The sequence below is a fragment of the Labrys sp. WJW genome, assembly GCF_001676615.1.
Taxonomy (GTDB): domain Bacteria; phylum Pseudomonadota; class Alphaproteobacteria; order Rhizobiales; family Labraceae; genus Labrys; species Labrys sedimenti.
In genome coordinates, this window is sequence record NZ_LYXZ01000014.1 from 93,619 (window position 1) to 112,665 (window position 19,047).

At 62.0% G+C, this 19,047-nt stretch carries 22 protein-coding genes and 2 tRNA genes; 8 read left to right on the forward strand and 16 right to left on the reverse strand.

Annotated features, from left to right (window positions below):
* Positions 1-96: 96 nt before the first annotated feature.
* The 13 genes from BA190_RS09530 to BA190_RS35845 form a co-directional block, all read right to left on the reverse strand.
* A tRNA-Met gene (locus BA190_RS09530) sits at positions 97-173 on the reverse strand.
* 39 nt (positions 174-212) lie between these two features.
* Positions 213-2,948, reverse strand: a complete 2,736-nt coding sequence (locus BA190_RS09535; RefSeq protein ID WP_068285578.1) for a toprim domain-containing protein — start codon at positions 2,946-2,948, stop codon at positions 213-215.
* On the reverse strand, positions 2,945-3,871 hold the full coding sequence (locus tag BA190_RS09540; RefSeq protein ID WP_245314651.1) for a hypothetical protein: 927 nt from the start codon (positions 3,869-3,871) through the stop codon (positions 2,945-2,947). The genes BA190_RS09535 and BA190_RS09540 overlap by 4 nt, the downstream gene beginning before the upstream one ends.
* A complete protein-coding gene (locus BA190_RS09545; protein ID WP_068285580.1) occupies positions 3,868-4,251 on the reverse strand; it encodes a hypothetical protein in 384 nt (127 codons plus the stop codon). Before BA190_RS09545 ends, BA190_RS09540 begins: the two co-directional genes overlap by 4 nt.
* A 17-nt stretch (positions 4,252-4,268) precedes the next feature.
* Positions 4,269-4,610, reverse strand: coding sequence for a hypothetical protein (locus tag BA190_RS09550; RefSeq protein WP_068285582.1), 342 nt, complete (start codon positions 4,608-4,610; stop codon positions 4,269-4,271).
* Complete coding sequence (locus BA190_RS09555) at positions 4,607-5,299, reverse strand: site-specific DNA-methyltransferase (protein WP_068285584.1); 693 nt, start codon at positions 5,297-5,299, stop codon at positions 4,607-4,609. Before BA190_RS09555 ends, BA190_RS09550 begins: the two co-directional genes overlap by 4 nt.
* A 53-nt stretch (positions 5,300-5,352) precedes the next feature.
* On the reverse strand, positions 5,353-6,792 hold the full coding sequence (locus BA190_RS09560) for a DEAD/DEAH box helicase (RefSeq protein WP_156771444.1): 1,440 nt from the start codon (positions 6,790-6,792) through the stop codon (positions 5,353-5,355).
* On the reverse strand, positions 6,789-8,558 hold the full coding sequence (locus BA190_RS35200) for a DNA cytosine methyltransferase (RefSeq protein ID WP_082979607.1): 1,770 nt from the start codon (positions 8,556-8,558) through the stop codon (positions 6,789-6,791). The genes BA190_RS09560 and BA190_RS35200 overlap by 4 nt, the downstream gene beginning before the upstream one ends.
* Positions 8,555-8,905 (reverse strand): HNH endonuclease, encoded by a 351-nt coding sequence (locus tag BA190_RS35205; protein ID WP_082979608.1) that lies wholly within the window; start codon positions 8,903-8,905, stop codon positions 8,555-8,557. Before BA190_RS35205 ends, BA190_RS35200 begins: the two co-directional genes overlap by 4 nt.
* On the reverse strand, positions 8,902-9,309 hold the full coding sequence (locus BA190_RS09580) for a winged helix-turn-helix domain-containing protein (protein WP_068285595.1): 408 nt from the start codon (positions 9,307-9,309) through the stop codon (positions 8,902-8,904). The genes BA190_RS35205 and BA190_RS09580 overlap by 4 nt, the downstream gene beginning before the upstream one ends.
* A 4-nt stretch (positions 9,310-9,313) precedes the next feature.
* Positions 9,314-9,853, reverse strand: coding sequence for a hypothetical protein (locus BA190_RS09585; RefSeq protein WP_068285597.1), 540 nt, complete (start codon positions 9,851-9,853; stop codon positions 9,314-9,316).
* Positions 9,854-10,096, reverse strand: a complete 243-nt coding sequence (locus BA190_RS09590) for a hypothetical protein (RefSeq protein WP_068285599.1) — start codon at positions 10,094-10,096, stop codon at positions 9,854-9,856.
* A gap of 86 nt (positions 10,097-10,182) precedes the next feature.
* The gene (locus BA190_RS35845; RefSeq protein ID WP_156771445.1) at positions 10,183-10,452 is read right to left on the reverse strand and encodes a hypothetical protein; all 270 of its coding nucleotides are present in this window, start codon (positions 10,450-10,452) and stop codon (positions 10,183-10,185) included.
* Between the two features lie 88 nt (positions 10,453-10,540).
* Here BA190_RS35845 and BA190_RS09595 point away from each other — a divergent pair, with 88 nt between their 5' ends.
* From BA190_RS09595 to BA190_RS09620, 6 genes are all read left to right on the forward strand, one after another.
* The gene (locus BA190_RS09595; RefSeq protein WP_068285601.1) at positions 10,541-11,143 is read left to right on the forward strand and encodes a helix-turn-helix transcriptional regulator; all 603 of its coding nucleotides are present in this window, start codon (positions 10,541-10,543) and stop codon (positions 11,141-11,143) included.
* 179 nt (positions 11,144-11,322) lie between these two features.
* On the forward strand, positions 11,323-12,306 hold the full coding sequence (locus BA190_RS09600; RefSeq protein ID WP_082979609.1) for a YqaJ viral recombinase family protein: 984 nt from the start codon (positions 11,323-11,325) through the stop codon (positions 12,304-12,306).
* A gap of 146 nt (positions 12,307-12,452) precedes the next feature.
* A complete protein-coding gene (locus BA190_RS09605; RefSeq protein ID WP_156771446.1) occupies positions 12,453-13,316 on the forward strand; it encodes a recombinase RecT in 864 nt (287 codons plus the stop codon).
* A complete protein-coding gene (locus tag BA190_RS09610; protein ID WP_068285607.1) occupies positions 13,316-13,534 on the forward strand; it encodes an AlpA family transcriptional regulator in 219 nt (72 codons plus the stop codon). The genes BA190_RS09605 and BA190_RS09610 overlap by 1 nt, the downstream gene beginning before the upstream one ends.
* Positions 13,535-13,645: 111 nt before the next feature.
* Positions 13,646-14,467 (forward strand): hypothetical protein, encoded by an 822-nt coding sequence (locus BA190_RS09615; protein WP_068285609.1) that lies wholly within the window; start codon positions 13,646-13,648, stop codon positions 14,465-14,467.
* On the forward strand, positions 14,460-14,870 hold the full coding sequence (locus BA190_RS09620; RefSeq protein WP_068285611.1) for a hypothetical protein: 411 nt from the start codon (positions 14,460-14,462) through the stop codon (positions 14,868-14,870). The genes BA190_RS09615 and BA190_RS09620 overlap by 8 nt, the downstream gene beginning before the upstream one ends.
* Positions 14,871-15,015: 145 nt before the next feature.
* On the opposite strand, the gene BA190_RS09625 is transcribed toward BA190_RS09620, so the two are convergent.
* A tRNA-Glu gene (locus tag BA190_RS09625) sits at positions 15,016-15,091 on the reverse strand.
* Positions 15,092-15,312: 221 nt separating this feature from the next.
* On the opposite strand from BA190_RS09625, the gene BA190_RS09630 reads away from it, so the two are divergent.
* Positions 15,313-16,359, forward strand: coding sequence for an RluA family pseudouridine synthase (locus tag BA190_RS09630; RefSeq protein ID WP_068285613.1), 1,047 nt, complete (start codon positions 15,313-15,315; stop codon positions 16,357-16,359).
* Positions 16,360-16,366: 7 nt separating this feature from the next.
* On the opposite strand, the gene BA190_RS09635 is transcribed toward BA190_RS09630, so the two are convergent.
* Together BA190_RS09635 and BA190_RS09640 are read right to left on the reverse strand one after the other, a co-directional pair.
* On the reverse strand, positions 16,367-16,765 hold the full coding sequence (locus BA190_RS09635; protein ID WP_068285615.1) for a hypothetical protein: 399 nt from the start codon (positions 16,763-16,765) through the stop codon (positions 16,367-16,369).
* Positions 16,762-17,127 (reverse strand): YqjD family protein, encoded by a 366-nt coding sequence (locus BA190_RS09640; protein ID WP_068285616.1) that lies wholly within the window; start codon positions 17,125-17,127, stop codon positions 16,762-16,764. Before BA190_RS09640 ends, BA190_RS09635 begins: the two co-directional genes overlap by 4 nt.
* Positions 17,128-17,659: 532 nt before the next feature.
* On the opposite strand from BA190_RS09640, the gene rpoH reads away from it, so the two are divergent.
* Positions 17,660-18,547 (forward strand): RNA polymerase sigma factor RpoH, encoded by an 888-nt coding sequence (gene rpoH, locus BA190_RS09645; protein WP_068285618.1) that lies wholly within the window; start codon positions 17,660-17,662, stop codon positions 18,545-18,547.
* Positions 18,548-19,047: the final 500 nt, after the last annotated feature.

Below are 19,047 nucleotides of genomic sequence, written 5' to 3' on the forward strand. Positions count from 1 at the left end.
CCGGTTCTCTCCGCTCCGAGATCTCGCTCTCGGCGGCAAAGGCGCTGCAGGAACCGGAAACCCCGCCCACCTTCTCGTATGCCCGCTAGGGCAAATTGGTTGCAGAGACCGGATTCGAACCGGTGACCCATTGGGTATGAACCAATCGCGCTAGACCGCTGCGCCACTCTGCTGTCACCGAAGATGCAAACATATTTGCAAAATGTCAACACTCAATCCGCGCCAACAAGCGATGAAATGTGGAACATGAAGACTTTCTTGGGCGCGCCGTTGATCCGCATGGTTTTTCCCTCGTATACGCACGCAGGGTGTTGCTTGAGAACACCAGCCCAGCGCTTCCCAGCCCATGCCGTCTTTTCATATAGACGGTTCAAGCCGTCGTGATCGGATCCGAAATACACTTCGCCGAAGCCGGGACACTCTGATTCGCCCGGAATCACCTTGATGCCGATTTTGGCGAGGGCCTGTTGCGCGGCCAAGTCCGAGCTTTCGAGAGAGTGCGGCGCGGCCTGCTGCGAAGCGGCATAGATGAGCGCGGAAATATTGTCCCGGCGTGACGGGTTCACCTCGATGCGCTGGTCAAGCAGATGGCTGACAGCCTGGTCGTGGTCCGCTTCCGTCTTCTGGCGCTCGGCCGCTGACAATGCCCAGCCATTGGCGTCGAGGATCTCGCGCGCTTCCTCGGGCGTCAGTTCGGTGTCGTGCAGAAGAGACCACCAGCCGGCAAGCGGCGCGGAAATGGTGTCCGCCATGCGGGCGTTGCCGGACTTGGCGGCGATCGCCGAACGGAAGGACGCCCAATTGTGCCGTATGGCATTCACCTGCCGAAGCGCACGCGCAAACAGACGGCTCCCAAAGTCGGGCGTCATCAGTTCCGCGAACTTGCGCACCACGTATTGGAAATTCGCTTCGCGTTCGGCCTTCTGATCCTCCGTTTCCTCTTCCGGCGCGCCTTCAAGCTTAAACTCAATGATGCGCGATTGGTCGGCCGCTTGCACGGCGCCTGTGTTGATGGACGAAAAAATGAAGCAGCTCCGAAGATGGAATTCGGTAGCCCGGCCACTGGCGCCGCCCTTGACGATTTTCGCACCCTTCTTCGATGACATCTGACGGGCGAGGTCCACGATCAGCTGCAGCCGTTCGCGGGCCTTCTCGTTCTGGCTTTCCGCCTCGTCGAAGATGACGGGCAGCGCATCGCGGCCCAGCTGCTGCCGGATCGCGGCCTCGGTCGTAGCGCCCTCATACTGGACAGCGAGGTCGCCCAAGATTTCCTTGGCCTTCTCCACGATGAATGTCTTGCCCGAGCCGCGCGCGCCGGTAAGCCACGCGTGTGTGCGCCAGGGCAGCACGCCGCAGATGGGCGCGACGAACAGCCAGCCGGCGAACAGCGGTGCCATGTCGGATGAGCGCCATGGAAGAGTACCGACAGCCTCAATCAGGCGTTCGCCACCAGCCGGGTCGAGGGGCTTGCACCGCTGCAATTCGATCTCGGGGCCGCTCTCATAGATATTGCGGCTGTCCTCGATGTGCATGGTCGGCATCGCTTTGCCGTCAACAAGCAAGCGGTTGCCGAGGTGAAGGACGACGCGCCCCTTGTCGATAACGAGGCCGCGGCCGACCACTCGGCTGGACTTGTAATAGCCAGCTGCGGTGCATGCGCGAATCATCGTGGCGCGCGCCTCGCTCCAATTGCACCCCGACTTGGCCGGGAATTCCGATTCCCAATAGCTGATATCGGCAAGGCTGCAGAAATAGGCCTCATTGTGCTGGGGAGGCGTCAAGGCCGTCACGATGTGGCTCGATGCGGACATATAATAATATGTCGTGCCGCCGGTGCCCGCCCCGTCATAGCCCAAGGGTATCGGGCCAAAGTCGCCGGGCATCCTGGCCATGGGCCTGGGCGTATCCGGCTGTTCGTCGGCCGTGCGTTCCGCTCGAGCCTCTGCCAGGCTGACGACATTGTTCCCGGTAACTCGGGCCTCCACCATGTCGCGCGCAGGTTCGGGTTTGGGCTTGGGAAAGAACGCCTCTTTCACGGCGTCGAGGCCAGCGAGGGCGTGCAGATCATTGAAATCGGTGGGCGCCTTCCCGTCTGGCAGCAGTTCACCTGAAAATCGCGGGACAACCAACGTAGCGTTTATGGCACGCGCCGCGTCCGTTGCCTTCGTCACGCCGGGGTTGCCGGTGGTGAGGTGGTCGTTATCTGCGGCGAAGATGATTTTATGGTCCGGATACTTCTTCCGTATCGCCACCGCAACGGCAGCGAGGTTGCCGGCGTCAAAGGCAATGACGGTGCAGAAGCCCGTGGCCATGTGCACGGTGGCGGCCGTCGCGTAACCCTCGGCAATGACAATGGTGTCTGTCAGCTTGCCAACGGACCAATAGTTGCCGCCCTTTTTCCCGCCGACGAGGAAGCGCTTTCGGCCATCGGCCGCGATAGTTTGGACAGACCAAAGCTTGCCGTCCGACGACTTCAACGGGATCAGTAGCTTCCCGTCCTTCGTCATTTTCATGGCGTTGAACGGCTTCACCAGCTTGCGGACAAGATACGGGTGGTCGGCAGCGGCCGGGATGGCAGCCGCCATCATCTTGGCCGCTTTGTCCGCCGCCTCGGCATGGATTTTCGCCAGTTCGGCAGCCTGATTTTTCTTGTCTTCCTCGATCCGCTTTTTCAGCGCCGCGCGCTCTTCCGGTGTCATGGACTGGCCGCGCTTGGCCGTCCACGTCTCTTTCACGCCTTCCAAATAGTCGCCGAACGCGCCCGATGCCGGCTCGTTCAGGTGGAGAATGTACCAAAGGTGTTTCTTGTTCTTCGCCCGTCCGTTGTGGTCGACGCGGTGCAATTTGCCGTCCGCGATAAGCGGGCCGTCAAACGTGCAGCCAGCATTGGCCATGGCATCGCGGAAGGCGTCTTCTAGATCGGCTTCGGTATGCGCTTGCGTCGTCACAATCCGCACCCCGCCTCAGCTGCACACGGCAAGGCCAACAGATTACCTTGGCCCCTGGCCTCAGCTGATGAAAAGTCGATGTCGGCGAGCGGTCGCAGTGAGCGGTGCACAAATTCCTGATGTTTCATGCCGGGCGTATTGCGGATCAGGGCGTCAATCTCACAGGCAGCCGCAAATGCTTCGGGGTCGTTCTCCTTCAACCACCGCCATTCCGCATTTTCCCTGAAAGGACAGTAGACGCACGCCGACTTTGGCGGCACGGGATACCCGTTTCGTTTCAACCATTCGATGCAATCGCCGCGCGACATTCTGAGTTCGAGCAATGGGAAGCGATTGACTGCCCATGCATCGAAGGATGCGCCGGCTCGTATGACCTCATCGGTAGAAATCCCGATCCAAATTTCGCACGAACGGGCCGGAATTCGTTGGCGAGGCTGGAATCCCATCAGTGCCCGGTGGGCCTTCGTCAGCGGCTCGACCTTGAATTCGCGGGTGCACTGGCGTCTGCCCATGCCGCCATTGGCGGTAAAGAAGGGGGCAACCGTGAACCGATGGCCTGATGACTGCTGCCGGTGACGGATATCATCGGAAAGCTTGCGTCCTGCGCTGACGCGCTTCACCTCCATCTGCCCATTGGTCATGCGTGTGATCTCGCCTTCCAGCCAGTCGAGGTGACGCATCACGGACGCCGGCTCGTCGCCGGTGTCGGCAAACAGTATGACGTCAGGCCGGGGCCGAAGGTCGCCGCGCGCCGCCATAAGGGCAAGCGTGGTTGACTGGACACCGGCCCCGAGGGAAAGGGCGCGGAGTTTGACGCCTTCGACAGGCCCCCAACTCCACCCGCCCTTGCGCGTTTTGGTCCGTTGCCGCCGCCCGCCAACGCTTTTCGGCTCTTCGGTGGGACTCAGAACAAGTTCCGTCACGGGCGCCCCCGCCGCAATGCTTCGGCCGCCTCGTCTTCGGAACGGACAGGAAAGGAAATTCCACCCGCATCATTCACGGCACGGATAAAATTGCGCTGCAGCTTGGTCGGCGGTTTGCCGTCGGGAGTTTTCACCTCGGGCGCCATGAAGATGGCGACGCGCTTCCCCACCATGTCGGGTGTAACCACGACACTGTGCCAGCCGATGATATCGGCAGAGCCTTCGCAGAGGCCGAACCGGATTGGGCGTGGATGGCGCAGTAGAAGCGTGTCGCGCGTGTAGTCTCTATGGACGACGTCGCCAACCCAGCCCATGCCGACGTTGTTCCGAAACGCCACTGTGCCGGCGATGTCCGACAGCCGCATGATGATGCGGCGCATAAGGTTGCCTTCCGACATCACAGGCGCACCAGTGTCATGAGGATGCCTGTCACTGCGCAGCCGCAGATATAAGCGACTACCCACCGGCTGGGGGTGACGTAGCCAAGCAGTACTCGCGCCCGGTAGAACCGGGGCAGGGGAGGAACGAGATTTTCCGGCTTGACCGAGTCAACTACCACGTCGGCGTAGCGATACAGGGCCTCGGCAGTGGCGCGCGCGCCCACGACGCGGTGCATTTCGTCGATCGCCGCCGCCATCGCGCCCCGGCATACTGCGGCGCGGAACTCGGGGGACTGGTTACGGGTGCCGGCAAGCCAATTGCGAACAATGCCGCGAGCCGTGGAAATTGTGTCGGTCATGCCAGCAGTTCCCCCTGCTTCCACTCTTCAATAAACATGTCCTCTGCGATGGCCTTTTCGATGCGGCGGCATGCGAGGTCGAAATAACGGGGATCCTTCTCGATCCCGATGAAGCGACGGCCATTTTTGGCCGCTGCGATGCCTGTGGTGCCGCTGCCCATGAACGGGTCCAGGAGCGTTTGGCCCATGCTGGTGAAATCGAAGATGAGATCGGTCATCAGCTTGACGGGCTTCTCTGTCGGGTGCGTCCCGTCTCGCCCGCGGCTGTTCGTGTTGCAGGTCCACACGCCCCGCTTGCCGCCCGCGAACCACTTAGCGTGCCCGCGTCCCGCCCAAGCCGCGATCATCATTTCTGCGCCCTGGGCTGGGCCTTGGCCGTTGAACTGCGGGGCGGCGTCCGGCTTCACCCACACGCAGGCGCGCTTGTATTTCGCGCCATGGGTCTCGATGGCATCCCGCCAGGCTGCAACGCCCTCGGGTGTGCAGAACACCAGCAGCCAGCCGTTCGACAGGCGGACCATTTCCTTCGTCGCAGCATCGCGAATTCCCGTGATGCTGGCGAAATCGATCTCTTTGAGGTTGGGGCCTTTGTCTTTGCGAAGCGCCTTTGCATGCGCTTTCGCATCGTGCACGTCGTCCTCGTATGGCGGGTCGCTGAAAACGTGATCCACCGGGTCGAGCGTGGGCATGATGTCGAGGCAAGAACCCTCGTACAGGGTGCAGGGGCCAATAATGGTAGGCGTCACCGGAACAGCCCCCCGTAATCGCGGTTGGCCTTTGCGTTCCGGCTCTGCATGACCTTCTTGGCCCAAAAGCCGGGGTTCTTGTATCCGCGCAGCTTGCCCAGCTGGATCAGTTCGGCCTCCGTCGTGGCCTTCCAAACCTCGACGCGTTCGGCCTTCTGCTGCTGTGCCTTGCGCACCTCCGTAAGTTCGCCTTCGGCCTCGAGAAGTGTCCGGCCCTCGACCGGATACTCGTATCCGCAGCGGCTGCAGACGGGTGCAGGCCGGTGAGCGTGGTAGCAATGCGGACAGCGCCGCATTTCGACCTGCGCCTCTTCCTCGTCGTTGAACTCGTCGGACTTCCGCTTGCGCTTTTTCCGGCCCTCAAGCGTCCATTCCCGATCATCGTCGGGATAGCCGTGGCCACGTCCGCCAAGGTGGGTTGGAACGCTGTTGCCGGCGTGGTCGAGAATGATGGCCTCGGTCTTGCCTTCCGCAATGCGAAGGGCACGGCCGACCTGCTGCAGGTAAAGGGCCGTCGACCGTGTCGGCCGCGCCAGGGTGGCAACCTCGATGGCGGGCAAGTCGAAGCCTTCCGAAACGAGGTCCACCGACGACAGCACCTGAATGCGGCCCGCTGTAAAGTCGTCAATGAGGTCGTCGCGAACCTTGGAATCGGTGTCGCCGTCGATATGGGCGGCGCGGTAGCCGGCGGCATTGAAACGGTCGACGACCGCAAGCGAATGCTTCACGCTGACGCAAAACACCATGTTGCGCTTGCCGGGCGCGATGCGGTGATAGTGCTCCACCATGTCGCCGATGAGCTTCGGCTTTTGCATGGCTGCCGACAGGTCATCCCTGTTGAAGTCGTTGCCACCCGCACGAACGCCGTCGAGGTCGGGCATCGCAGGCTGAAAAAGGCGATAGGGCGAGAGGTATCCGTTCTCTATCAGCCACGACACCTTTGGCCCCGGCACAAGCGTTTGGAACCACTGCGCAAGGCCATTGCCGTCCATACGCTCGGGTGTGGCGCTGAGGCCGACGTGCTTGGCAGACGCGTACTGCTCCATGACGCGTGCCCATGACGCTGCAGCGACGTGGTGCGCCTCATCCCAAAGCACCAAATCAAAGTGCTTGAAGAAGTCCAACCGGTTGGCCAGCGTCTGGATACCGCAGATCTGAATAGGCGCTCGCCTGTCACCGGTAATGCCGGCGCTGACGATGCCGAACGGAAGTCCGGCCCGGGTGAAGGTTTTCGCCGTCTGTTTGATGAGTTCGCGACGGTGGCAGATAAAGCCGACGCGAAGCCCCTTGCTTAAGGCGCTGCCGGACATGAACGAGGCCAGCACGGTTTTGCCCGAGCCGGTAGGGGATTGAAGCAGGACGCGGTCGAACGAACGCAGGGCGACCCGCGTGTCCTGAATCATTTTGCCCTGGTAATCACGAAGGGAGACGCTCACGAGTTCGCCCCCTCGATGATGGAGCGAACCATGTCTATGCGACGGCCAATCCACTGCATGACGTTGGTCGACATGGACAGGCCGAGCGCCTGGTAGCGCGGCCCATCGGCCGCCATTTTCTTCCCGACCGGAATAAGGGTGTAGCCATCGGGGAAACCCTGCAGGCGTTCACATTCCACGGGCATGAGGCGGCGCACGCGCCAGTGCGTCAGGACGCCAGCGGTGTAGCCGTCGCCGTCGAGGGCGCCGGAAATCTCAAGGTCGGACGTAGGATCCTGCCGGGCGTTGAACGCTATGGCAGGCGGTGCGCCGGAATTGGCGTGGCTGGTGACATGCCCACCGGCCCGCAAGGTCGGGGAGACTTCCTCCGTCGCATCCGCACCATGGTCTTTCGAACTGAACGCGATGGCGCCCACACCGATGCCGTCGCGTCCGCCGTTCGGCGTCACGATGGTGTTGGCGGTCCCGTCCTGTCGAAACTCCAATTGCCGAACGTCGCCACGCCCGCGAACCGCCAACGTGATGGGCTCGGCAACAAGCAAGCCCTCGCGGCTTTCATGGTCGCCGTACTGGTTGCCGGTGAGGGCAGGGGCGACGGGGGCCGCGCCGACTTCCACCGGAATCAGGTGGGAATGCCCGTGCCGCAGATCCTGCCCGCTTGCCCCTTGCAGCTTGCCATAGCTGGCATCAAGCGTGCTGACGACTTCCTGTATCCGCACCGGAACGATAGGCGTGCCACGTCCCGTGCCGTCTTCGCTGGCGTCGAATCCTTCGCCGCGAAGCGAATGGGCAACGAAGGTTTCGCTCTCAAAATCGAGGTGTCCATGCGGCCCGCCGTGCGCCAGGACAGACGTTGCTACCTCAATCGGGCCACGGGTATTGTTCCCGCCGAACGCCAGGACAAGCCCACCGTCAAGGTCAACGTCGGTGCCGAGGCCACCGCCTGCGTTCACGCGAGCGCTGAGAGTCGGTGCAACGGGTTGCACTGCGACGACAGGGTCTTGCCCCCGGCCTTCTCCGGCTCTGGCTACGCCGCAGCCGCTTCCGACAATGCTTGGTGCAACGTCGGCGGCAACGCCTTGCCCCGGTTGGCGGCGCGGCGCAGAATTCCCATGCACGCTTTCGCGCTCAAAAAGTACCGCTGCGGCACGTCGCCAGTCACCAATATATCCGACAACGAACACACGGCGTCGACGCTGTGGGATGGCGCGCGGAAACCCGTCCACTCGGACGAATTGAGTGTCAAGCACGCGCCATGCAAGTCCGTATGCGCCCTGGTAGCCTTCGACAACGCCCGAAGATCGCCATCCTCCTGCGGGGACGGTGACGCGCTTTCCGGAGAGGAGTCCCAGAAGGCTTGCAAAGTCGCGTCCTCCTTTGCTTGAAAGGACGCCGAAGACGTTTTCCCAGACCAGCCATGTGGGCCGATATCGGCGAGCAATTGCGCCATAGACGAGCATGAGGTTGCCACGTTCGCCGTCCAATCCCGCTCTGAGGCCGGCGAGGCTGAAATCTTGGCAGGGGGTTCCGCCGACGAGAAGATCGATAGCTGCATCAGGCCATTCCCGGTATTTCGTCATGTCCCCGAGGTTGGGAACGTCGGGGTAGTGGTGGGCGAGCACGCGGGAAGCGAAGTCAGGGCCGCGACGGTAATTGTGCTCGGGGTCGAATTGGGCGAATGCCCACGGCTGCCAGCCAAGCGGACGCCATGCGACGCTCGCGGCCTCGATGCCACTGCACACGCTGAGATAGGTGAAAGGCCTCATTGCACGGCCTCGCACACATTCACACGCCCGGCGCGGCGCTGTGTGCTGCGCAGTTCAAGGAACGCTTCGGCGTCCATGCCGCCGCGCTCGTTGTTGCAGCGCCAGCAGGACAGGACGAGGTTCGACAGGACGTCGGCGCCGCCTTTGACCTTCGGGATAACGTGATCTTCTGTGGCGGCGTGCTTGGGGTGACGCTGCCCAGCCTTGACCTTGACGATGGAAACCCGGCGTTCACACCAGAAGCAAACGCCATGGTCACGTTCCATCAGGGCGCTGAGGCGCTGCCGTCGCTGGAACCGATCTAGGAAGCCTTGTGCAGCCCAAGCCGCAGGGGAACGAGGCGTCATGCGGATGCCTCCGCAGTGATCGCGGCAACCGCTGTAGCCTCGGATTTGATGATATCCGCCACTTTCTGGCGCATATCGGCGGGAATGCTGTACCCCTTACCCCAAATGGTATTGATCTCAACACCGAATGGGGTCAACTTCCGCCGCACCTTGCAAATCAGCACGTCGATGATTTTGACGTGTGGGATTTCGTCGGCGGAGAACACATGCGAATAGGCCGCTGTCAGCAGCTGTTCTTTTGTAGCCTGCTCGCGGCTCAACAAGGCCTTGAACAAGCGTTCTTCAAGTGCGGTCAGACGGAAGCGGGCGGGCAACCAGCCGGGCGGAACAAGGGCGGATTTCAGATAGTCCACCTCTGCCTTCAGCCTGTCGTTCTCTTCCCGCAGTCGGGCGAGTTCCTGCATGACATCACACCTTCGGTTTGAAGGCGGAACGGCTGGGGGAAGGATCGCCCATAAGGTCGGCGGTAACGTCCGCTCGCCGCGTTACGGGCGGCGCCGGAGTGCGCGGAGCCGGCTTGGGCACGGGCCAGAAGCCCACGGGTACGTCAATAAGTATGGCCCGCTGCAACAGATTCGCGTCGGGCTCGACGGCGATGCGGTCGCCAATGAAGGCGATGCCATCGGGCAGAGGGAAGCGCAGCAGAACAACTTTATCGCCGCCCACCACCCTCTTGCCGCGCGGGGCGTCGATTGTTTCGAACCTGCCGAGGTTATCGGCTTTGATGCGAATAGTTCTTGTGCCCTTGTTGTAGGCGATTGCGAAACGAGGGCCGTGCATCAGGATGTGCGCGACGTCAGGCGGCGCCGTATTCAACCGGAATGTCAGGCTGACGCGCCGCGCGCCGCTCTTGCCCATCGCAATTGTCGCCATGGTGCAGGGGTGTTTGGTCGGCTTGCCGCTCTCGGGCAGAATTTCTTGAAAGCCGTCGTCATTCTGGCTGGCCATTTAGAACAAATCTCCCGTCGTCGCCGCCTCGACGGGCGGCGCTTGTTTCGCGCGGTTTGCCAGGGCCTGGTCACGACGGGGCCAGTGCTCAAAGCACCACCAAACCCCGGCCTTTCCCTTCAGCAGGGCGACGCCTTCGCCATACGTTCCGTCTGCCTCGCAGCCCTCTGCGCAGCAGGGGTGGAGAAACACCGGGTGGGTGTTTCCCGGCACCATGGCGAGGCGTGGAAGTTTGGCGTTCATCGTTTGCGACTCTGTCAATGAATTTGCATTATGCAAACACTGAGCGCGCAGGCAAGCGGTTTGTCGCCGGCAGCGTTAACGACGTCCTACTTTTCCGCCATTACGTCTTTTGGTTTACCAAGTAGGTCATCATAAGAAAATGGGATGCCCAACCTATCCGCCAGATCGAATACTTTGGCATGATGCTTCATTGGAATTGTGCCTACTAAACCGTCAGCACGTCTTTCGGGGTTATTCCAGCATGAAACAGTAGATGGCGATACGCCTATGCCTTGGGCAAATGCTCGATAGTTCCCGTTAGTCAACTTTTTGACCACCATTTCCAATGGTTTTTTTTCTGCGGTGGATAAACTCATTGATCCGTTCCGTGTATAAGAGTTTGCGCGTGCATTTGCGGGCCTTTGCGGGCTATTGACAAAAAACGCAAACAGAGGGGTGTGAGAAATGAACCGAGTCGATAAAAGGTGGTTTCTGGATAGAATCGCCGACGTCGGCACGTCTCAGCGCAGAATCGGCGCTGCAATAGGCGTCGACCCCTCCACTATGTCGCTTCTGTTGGCGGGCAAACGTCGAATGACGGTGGAGGTAGCCCGAAACCTTGCTTTGCACCTGCAAACGAGCGTGGACGAGGTAATAGCCAGGGCAGGCATTCCGATTGAACCCGACAATGCCGAACGGTTGCCCATAATCGGCTATGTTGGCGGGGACGGTACCATAAGCTTGGACGCTGAGCCGAAGGGCAAAGTCCCGCCGCCACCCGCCATTGTCGGCGATGTATCCGCGCTCGTGATGCGGACGGCGCAAACCGAACTCGACTTCATGAACGGCTGGACCGCGTATATCGGGCCGGAAGAGCGCCGCGATTTCGACCGCCACATTGACCGGTTCGTGATTGCGAAAATGCCGAATGAGGCCCCTGTGCTGCGCGTTATTCGGCGCGGCGCTTCCCCCGACGTCTACACCCTCACTGGCAGCGGGACGTCGGAGCCAATGCACGACGTGCGCCTTGAATGGATCCGGCGCGTGCTTCTCTTCCGCCCGCTCTGATCCGCATTTCACGTCAACAACTCGCATCGAGCCGCGCCCATTAGCGTTAACACGCTATCGTCACATTTGGCACGCAAGTGCCCTTGACGACTCCCAAAACATATTTGCAATATACAAATACTGACTCGCTGACGCAAATTTGCGGTCGGTCGGTGGCGAGTCATTTTGGGGGGTCATTTATGCCTACGGCAGGACGGTTGCGGTATCCTTATACTAAATCAATTTGGATTACCGCCAAGACGGAAGAAGATTGGCACAAGCTGCGCGGTGACGACATCACGGCAACTGACGCTGCGGCACTCTTTGGAGTGTCGCCATATTCGACGCCTTTCGAATTATATCATCGCAAGGCGGGGACACTCGAAGTCAGCTTCGAGACCACGGAAAGAATGCTTTGGGGGCAGCGTTTGCAAAACGCAATTGCCGAGGGCATTTGCGCGGATCGCGGGTGGAAAATCATCAACCGCTCGCCGTGGTTGTATGTCCGCAGCCCGCACTTCGTCGGGATGGGGGCCAGCCCCGATTACATCATCCACAGCCCCGAGCGCGGGGTGGGCCTGCTGGAAATCAAGAACGTCGATTGGCGCATCGCCAAGGACGGTTGGTCGAAAGAAGAGGCCCCGGTCCACATCGAACTTCAAATTCAACACCAGCTTGAATGCTCGCAACTGTCATGGGGCGCTATCGGTGGCCTCATTGGCGGCAACGAAGCACAGGTGTTCGAACGCGAGCGTGACACGGAAGTCGGTGCCGAGATCGGGAACCGCGTCATGGACATGTTGCGTCGCGTTCGCGACAACGACCCGCCCGGCCCGAACTATCTGGACGATTTCGACGTCATCAAACGGATTTACCGCGATGCCATGCCGGGCAAGGTCATGGACCTGTCGGATCCGGCCCATTCGGTAATGGCGGCACACATCAAGGAATTGTGCGCTGCCGAGCGTGCGGCGGATGCCGCCATGAAGCTTGCCGAGGAAGACAAGAAGCGGGCGCAAGCCGAACTGATCGTCATCATGAACGACCACGAACGTGTGTCGGGCATGAAGGAGTTCCGGCTGTCTGCGGTCACGGTGCACACCCCCGAACAGACCGTCACGCGCCGGGCATCGTCCTATCGCCGTCTCACCATCACGCCGGTGAAAGAGAGCGCCAGCGCGTAAGCGCGCTGGACACCTGCAGCACGTCCAACACGGAGCCTACAATGTCTGAATCAACCGCACTCGCGGTCGCCGACTCGCGCCCGCACGCCTCTTCGCAACACGTGTCCGTCTGGCAGTCGCCGGCCTCCTTCGAAGCGGCCCAGCGGATGGCCAACGCCCTGGTGCATTCGTCGATGGCGCCGGTAAGCTATCGCGAAAACATGGGCGATGCCCTTATCGCCCTCGACATCGCCCAGCGCATCAACGCCAGCCCGCTTATGGTGATGCAGAACCTCAATATCATTGAGGGGCGGCCGTCCTGGGCATCGCAGTTCATCATTGCTGCCCTCAACGCCTGCGGCAAGTTCTCGCCAATCCGCTTCCGCATCGTCGACGAAGGCGAGAAGACCGTTTCCTATGAGCGCTGGACCGGCCCGAAGGGGGATCGGAAGAAGGAAACGATTTCTGCCAAGGTACGCAACAAGACCTGCATCGCCACGGCGGTCGAGAAGGCAACCGGCGAGGTCCTGGAAGGCCCCGAGGCTTCTATCGCCATGGCGGTGGCGGAAGGCTGGTATCACCGCAGCGGCTCCAAGTGGGTGACGATGCCAGATCTCATGCTGCGCTACCGCGCGGCTGCATTCTTCGGCCGGCTGTACGCGCCCGACCTGCTTATGGGCTTCCAGACTAACGACGAAGTGAGCGACTTGCAGGACGTCGAATATACGGTCGTGCAGGAAGCCCCAGCCCGGCAGCAGGCACAAACACAGGCCGCACCCGTCGAGGTTTCCAGCGGCCGGCAGCGCCGCCCGCGCGGCGTGCAGGCGGCTATGGAGAAGGACGACGCTGGGCAGGCCGCCCAAGCCAAGCAGGCGGCTGCTACGGCCCCTGCACAGGCCCGCACGGCTGCCCCGACCGCCCCGAAGGAAGAGGAAGCCCCGCCGGTCGACCACTATGATGGCCCCGAGGATGGGGACAACGGCGACTTTGACGGCAACTATGGCGACTCCGAAGACGGGGACACCATCTGATGGCAGCCGGCCCCGCTCCAACAGCGGCGCAGTTCCTGACGCCCGTCCAACTGTCCGAACGGTGGGGCGGGGCCGTCAGCGTGCGTACGCTTGAACGCTGGCGTTCCGAAAACAAAGGCCCGGCGTTCGTCAAACTCAACGGCACGGTGATCTATCGCATTGCCGTCATCGAGGCCTATGAGGCCGCAAACACGGGCGGTGGGGGGGCACGCAAATGATTTGCGGCGCCACCGTGGAAGGCGTCTACGCCGTCGCCGTCGCCGCGTTCATGGCCGGCGGCGCCGTGTCTCTCGTCTTCTGCCTGATCTTCTCTCACAGGAATTCACCCGATGGCCGACAAGATTCGGACAGCTGACGTGCGGGCGGCATTGCGGCGCCGCTATCCCGCTCCCGAGTACGCCACGCTCTTCGAAGTCGGCGACGCTACCGGTGCCAGACATACCCGCTTTGCCGACGCCATGGTCATGGGGCTATGGCCTAGCCGCGGGCTCGAACTGTGGGGCATGGAGATCAAGATCTCGCGCAAGGATTGGGCGAAGGAGCGCGCGCAGCCACAGAAGGCCGAAACCATCGCGGCATACTGCGACCGGTGGTGGTTGGTGACCGCCCCGAACGTGGTGCGGGACGAGGCAGAGATTCCGCTTGCGTGGGGCTGGCTGGAATTCAACGGCAGGGCCTTTGTCCGCCGCCGTGACGCCCAAAAAACGGAAACCGCGCCGATAGACCGGAAATTCCTGGCCGCCCTTCTGCGGCGCTCCGACGAGGCCACGGCGGCCATGGTAGAGGCGCGGGTCGCCGAGCGCACCAAAGACGTGCAGGAACGTGCTGCCAAGCAGCTGGAAGACAACGCCGCCGTCATTGAGACGGAGGTCCAGAACCGGACCCGTGCCTATCAAAAACTCAAGGAAGAGGTCGACGCGTTCGAAAAGGCGGCAGGTTTCAGGATCTCGCAAGGCTACGGCTGGGGCGGCAGTGGCGACGAAATGGGGCGCTTGGTCGGCGCTATCCGCACCCTCGGCATTGACAATGCATACGGAGGGCTGGCCACAACCGCGAAGCGGCTGGCTGATTTCGCCCATGGCATCAACAAACAGCTTGCCGCGCTGGGGCTTCCACCCCGAGCGGAGAAGGACGATTCCGCCAATGCTTAAAGTCTACACCGCGTCCAAACTGGTGCACGGGCCGAAATGGCGTCTGACTGGCCGCGACGAGCCGGGCATCTATTTTCATGCCCGGTGGCTGAAACATAACGCCATCGGGACGCCAGACATTCCCGAGGAAGCCGAAGATTTCTGGCTGCAAGATGAGCAGGACGTCCGCCAGGCGGATGCCGTGCTTGTCTATGCGGAGAAAGGGGAGCACCTGCGCGGGGCGCTCGTCGAGGCGGGCATGGCCTTGGCCTACGGGGTTCCCGTCTTCGTCGTCGGCGAACACGAAGACTATGGGACGTGGCAGGAGCACCCCGGCGTTCGGAAGGTGCCGGACATCAAAACGGCCCTCAAGGTCATTGCGGGCCTTCAGCCCAGCTACCGACGAATGCAACGGCTTCGGTAAGCCAGAATCACCAAGCGCCGCAGGAAACTGCGGCGTTTTTCATTTCAGGGCTGATTTTGCGCTGATTTGCACCACGCTTCACCGGTATGTATTACCTAGATATTACCTAGTTTTCCGGGGAAGGCACCTAAGTGCTTGATATTGCTGGCGCTCCCAAGGGGACTCGAACCCCTGTTTTCGCCGTGAGAGGGCGACGTCCTAGGCCACTAGACGATGGGAGCAGCGGCAAGGAGTGCGCCTATAGCGGCAAATCAGGACGGCGGCAAGCGGCAATCTGCGCAATCTGCCTGTTTATGGTTTGAATTCTTCGCATGGCAGGCATTCACGCCTGAAGCGTTCCGCAATTCGACAGAAACGGCCTGAATTGCAAAGGCGCGTCGAAACAAAGAGTTAGGGAATAATCACGTTTCCACTCAGCCCCATTTTGCTCTAGTACCCGCCTATGAATAGCATCGACAGCAACTCCGAAGAGACGTTTTTTGAGGCCACAGAAGCCGGCGAGCGCATCGACCGCTTCCTGGCGCGCCAATGCCAGGCGGCCGATAGCAGGCCCGATCTGCAGCCCTTGTCGCGCACGCGCATCAAGGCCCTGATCGAGGCCGGTCATGCCAGTATCGACGGCCGGGCGGTGCTCGATGCCGGCCAGATCCTCAAGCCGGGGCAGCGGGTGGCGCTTCGGGTCCCGGAACCCGAGCCTGCCGAACCGCAGGGCGAAGACATTCCCCTTGCCGTTGTGTATGAGGACGACGACCTCCTGGTCATCGACAAGCCGGTCGGCCTGGTGGTGCATCCGGCCGCTGGCCATGAAAGCGGCACGCTGGTGAATGCGCTCATCGCCCATTGCGGTGATTCGCTGTCAGGCGTGGGCGGTGTGAGACGGCCCGGCATCGTGCATCGCCTCGACAAGGACACGTCGGGCCTGCTGGTGGTTGCCAAGAACGACAGGGCCCATCAGGGCCTGGCGGCCCAGTTTGCCGATCACGGCCGCACGGGACCGCTGGAGCGGGCCTATCTCGCCTTCGTCTGGGGCGCCACGCGCCCGCACGGCACCATCGAGACCGGTATCGACCGCTCGACCCGCAATCGCGAGAAGATGGCCGTGGTGGCGCTCGGGCGCGGGCGGGAAGCCATTACCCATTATTCGCTGGTGGAAGCCCTGGGCAGTCAGGCCTCGGGCAACCATGGTGGCCAGCCGCTGGTCAGCCTGGTGGAATGCCGGCTGGAGACCGGCAGGACACACCAGATCCGCGTCCATATGGCCCATCTCGGCCATCCGCTGCTCGGCGATGCGGTCTATGGCAGCGGCTTCAAGACCAAGGCTGCCCTGCTGCCGGAGGTTCCACGCGCTGTGCTCGCCGGCCTTGGGCGGCAGGCGCTGCATGCCCGGCTGCTCGGTTTCGAGCATCCGGTCGATGGCAGGCATCTCGTGTTCGAAAGCCCGTTGCCTGCCGATCTCGCCGCCTTGGCCGAGGCCCTGCGCAGCGGTTAAGAGCTATTCAACGTTTGCGGCCGAGCCAGAAGCCGCCGGCCAGGGCCGCGAGCGCCAGGGCGCCGCTGACCGTCTTCTTGTCGGGCAGGCTCTCCTCGACCACGCCGGCAGCCGTCACCAGGGTTGCAGCCAGGAGCCGGCGGCGCTTGGCTTTCTTCTCGGCGGCCTGGGCCACCACCAGGGCCAGCACGGCAAGCACGGCAAATCCGCCGCCGAGGGCCGCGTCGGCCCAATAGGGGCCATAGGTCTCAGCCAGGAAGCGGTGCAGGCTGATCAGCCCGACGATCGCCATCGCGACAAGGCAGCAGCCGGCCACGAGGCGCCAGAGGATGACGGTGCCGTACTGACGCAGGACGGCGCTCAATTCCTCCTTGGCGAGGGCGCCCAGGGCAAGGAGACGGGTCACGAACGCCCCTTGCTCCACAGGCCGAGGATCAAGCCGATGCCGGCGGCCAATGCCACCGATTGCAGCGGCTTGCGGGTAATGTAGTCGAGTGTCGCCTTCTGCAAATCGGATGCCTGTTCCTGGGCGGCGCCGCGAAGTTCACTGGCCTTGGCGCCTGCCTCGTTCACCTTGTCGTCGAGGACCTGCCTGGCATGCTTGGCTTCCTTGGACAGGAATTTCGACCAGGAGCTCTTCTCCGCATCGACATAGGCGCTGAGCTGTTCGGTCAGGCGGGCAACTTCGGCCCTCAACGCGTCGAGGTCCTTGCCGAGGCTCTCGGAAAGATCGGCCTTGGCCTGAGCGGTGCGCTTGTCGCCGTCCATACTGGTGTCTCCTGTCTGGTCAACAGTGAAGGGCCGCGCCGGTTTCCCATCGCGGGCTGCGATGCGGAAGGCATTCCTGGAAGAGTTAGGCCGGCTGGCCGCTGGTGCAAGGTAAACAAAGTGTTACGGTAAACGCGGCGGCATGGGCGGCGGTTCCCTTCGCCGGAAATCGATTAACATCCCTTAATTTGACAATGTTACCGAGCTGTCACATTAATGCATGGCCGTCCGCAAAAGATTGCAACGCGAAATCGCCGCAATCGGGCGCATGATAGTTTGGGTGATCGGGATTGGTCCGTGCCTCGGCAGCCTGGGTGACGAGTGTCCCATGGCTGGCGAGATCCTCGGTGGAAGCAGGTCAATAGATTTGCCGGGGTGGCACATGCGGGGCCGCTAGATATCGCGCTTTGGAAGGTCCGCGAGGGTCTTCACAAAGGCCGGTGTCGTCCCCATATCACGTAGGCGCCGTCTGCTCTGAAGGAGGGATGGCGATTTGAACCGCCCTCGATGGGGGTTCAGAGGAGAGGAACATATGGCTTCTGCCGCGCTTCCCGTCTTGGCCACCGAGAGTGGCCTGTCGCGTTATCTTGAAGAAATTCGTCGCTTCCCGATGCTCCAGCCGGAGCAGGAGTACATGCTTGCCAAGCGTTGGCGCGAGCATGGCGATCGTGAAGCCGCTCATCAACTGGTGACCTCGCATCTGCGGCTCGTGGCCAAGATCGCCATGGGTTATCGTGGCTATGGCTTGCCGCTGGGCGAAGTGGTCTCGGAAGGCAATATCGGCCTGATGCAGGCAGTCAAGCGCTTCGAGCCGGAGAAAGGTTTTCGGCTCGCCACCTATGCGATGTGGTGGATCCGGGCCTCGATCCAGGAATATATCCTGCGCTCGTGGTCGCTGGTGAAGATGGGCACTACCGCCAACCAGAAAAAGCTCTTCTTCAACCTGCGCAAGGCCAAGAGCCAGATTTCGGCGCTGGATGAAGGGGATCTGCGTCCCGACCAGGTCAAGTCGATCGCCAAGTCGCTGGGCGTGCAGGAGCATGAAGTGGTGGAGATGAACCGCCGTCTCGGCGGCGACGCTTCGCTGAATGCTCCCGTACGCGAGGAAGGCGACGGCGAGTGGCAGGACTGGCTGGTGGATGATGTCGCCAACCAGGAGACCCGGCTGGCCGAGACGGAGCAAAGCGAGAACCGCTCCACCGCGCTGCGCCAGGCCCTGAACGTGCTGAACGATCGTGAGCGCCGCATCTTCGAGGCACGCCGCCTTGCCGATGATCCGATCACGCTCGAGGAGCTCTCCGACGAGTTCGGCGTCTCGCGCGAGCGGGTGCGCCAGATCGAGGTGAGAGCCTTCGAAAAGGTACAGGCGGCTGTGCGCTCCGGCGTTGCCCGTCTCGAGGCGGCGCACGCACCGGCTTGATTTCGCTTCGATAGCCGAATGGGAAGCCGCCTTCGGGCGGCTTTTCCTTGGGCAGAATGCGGTTCGAGAAATTCGCTTTTCGGCCCGACTTTTTTGCCTCGGCGCATTTTCTGGGCCAGGTAACCCAGCTACCGCACCAGAAAACACCTCCGGCCCCGGCATTCCAAGCCGATGGACGGGCGTCGTCCGAGCCGGCTTGACAGGATCGGCGTCGACCAACATGGTGGAGCCATGAGCACCGTGGTCAAAATCACCCTTCGTCTCTTCCCGATCGCGGAAGCGTAGCCCCGGGCTCGGCCGTTTGCGCCCCGAGCTGCGGGGCGTGCCGCTCCTCATTGGGCGCGGCTTGTCATCGGCGCATTCTCAATCTTTTCAAATCGCAATGCTTCAGCCGGCAGGCTCGCGCCAAGCGCGAGGGTCGGCGGCATCCCTTCTTGTCGCCATGCCCAGCGATAGCCGCGGGCAGGCGGGCGTGCCGCGTCGCGCCCAACTTTGAGGTA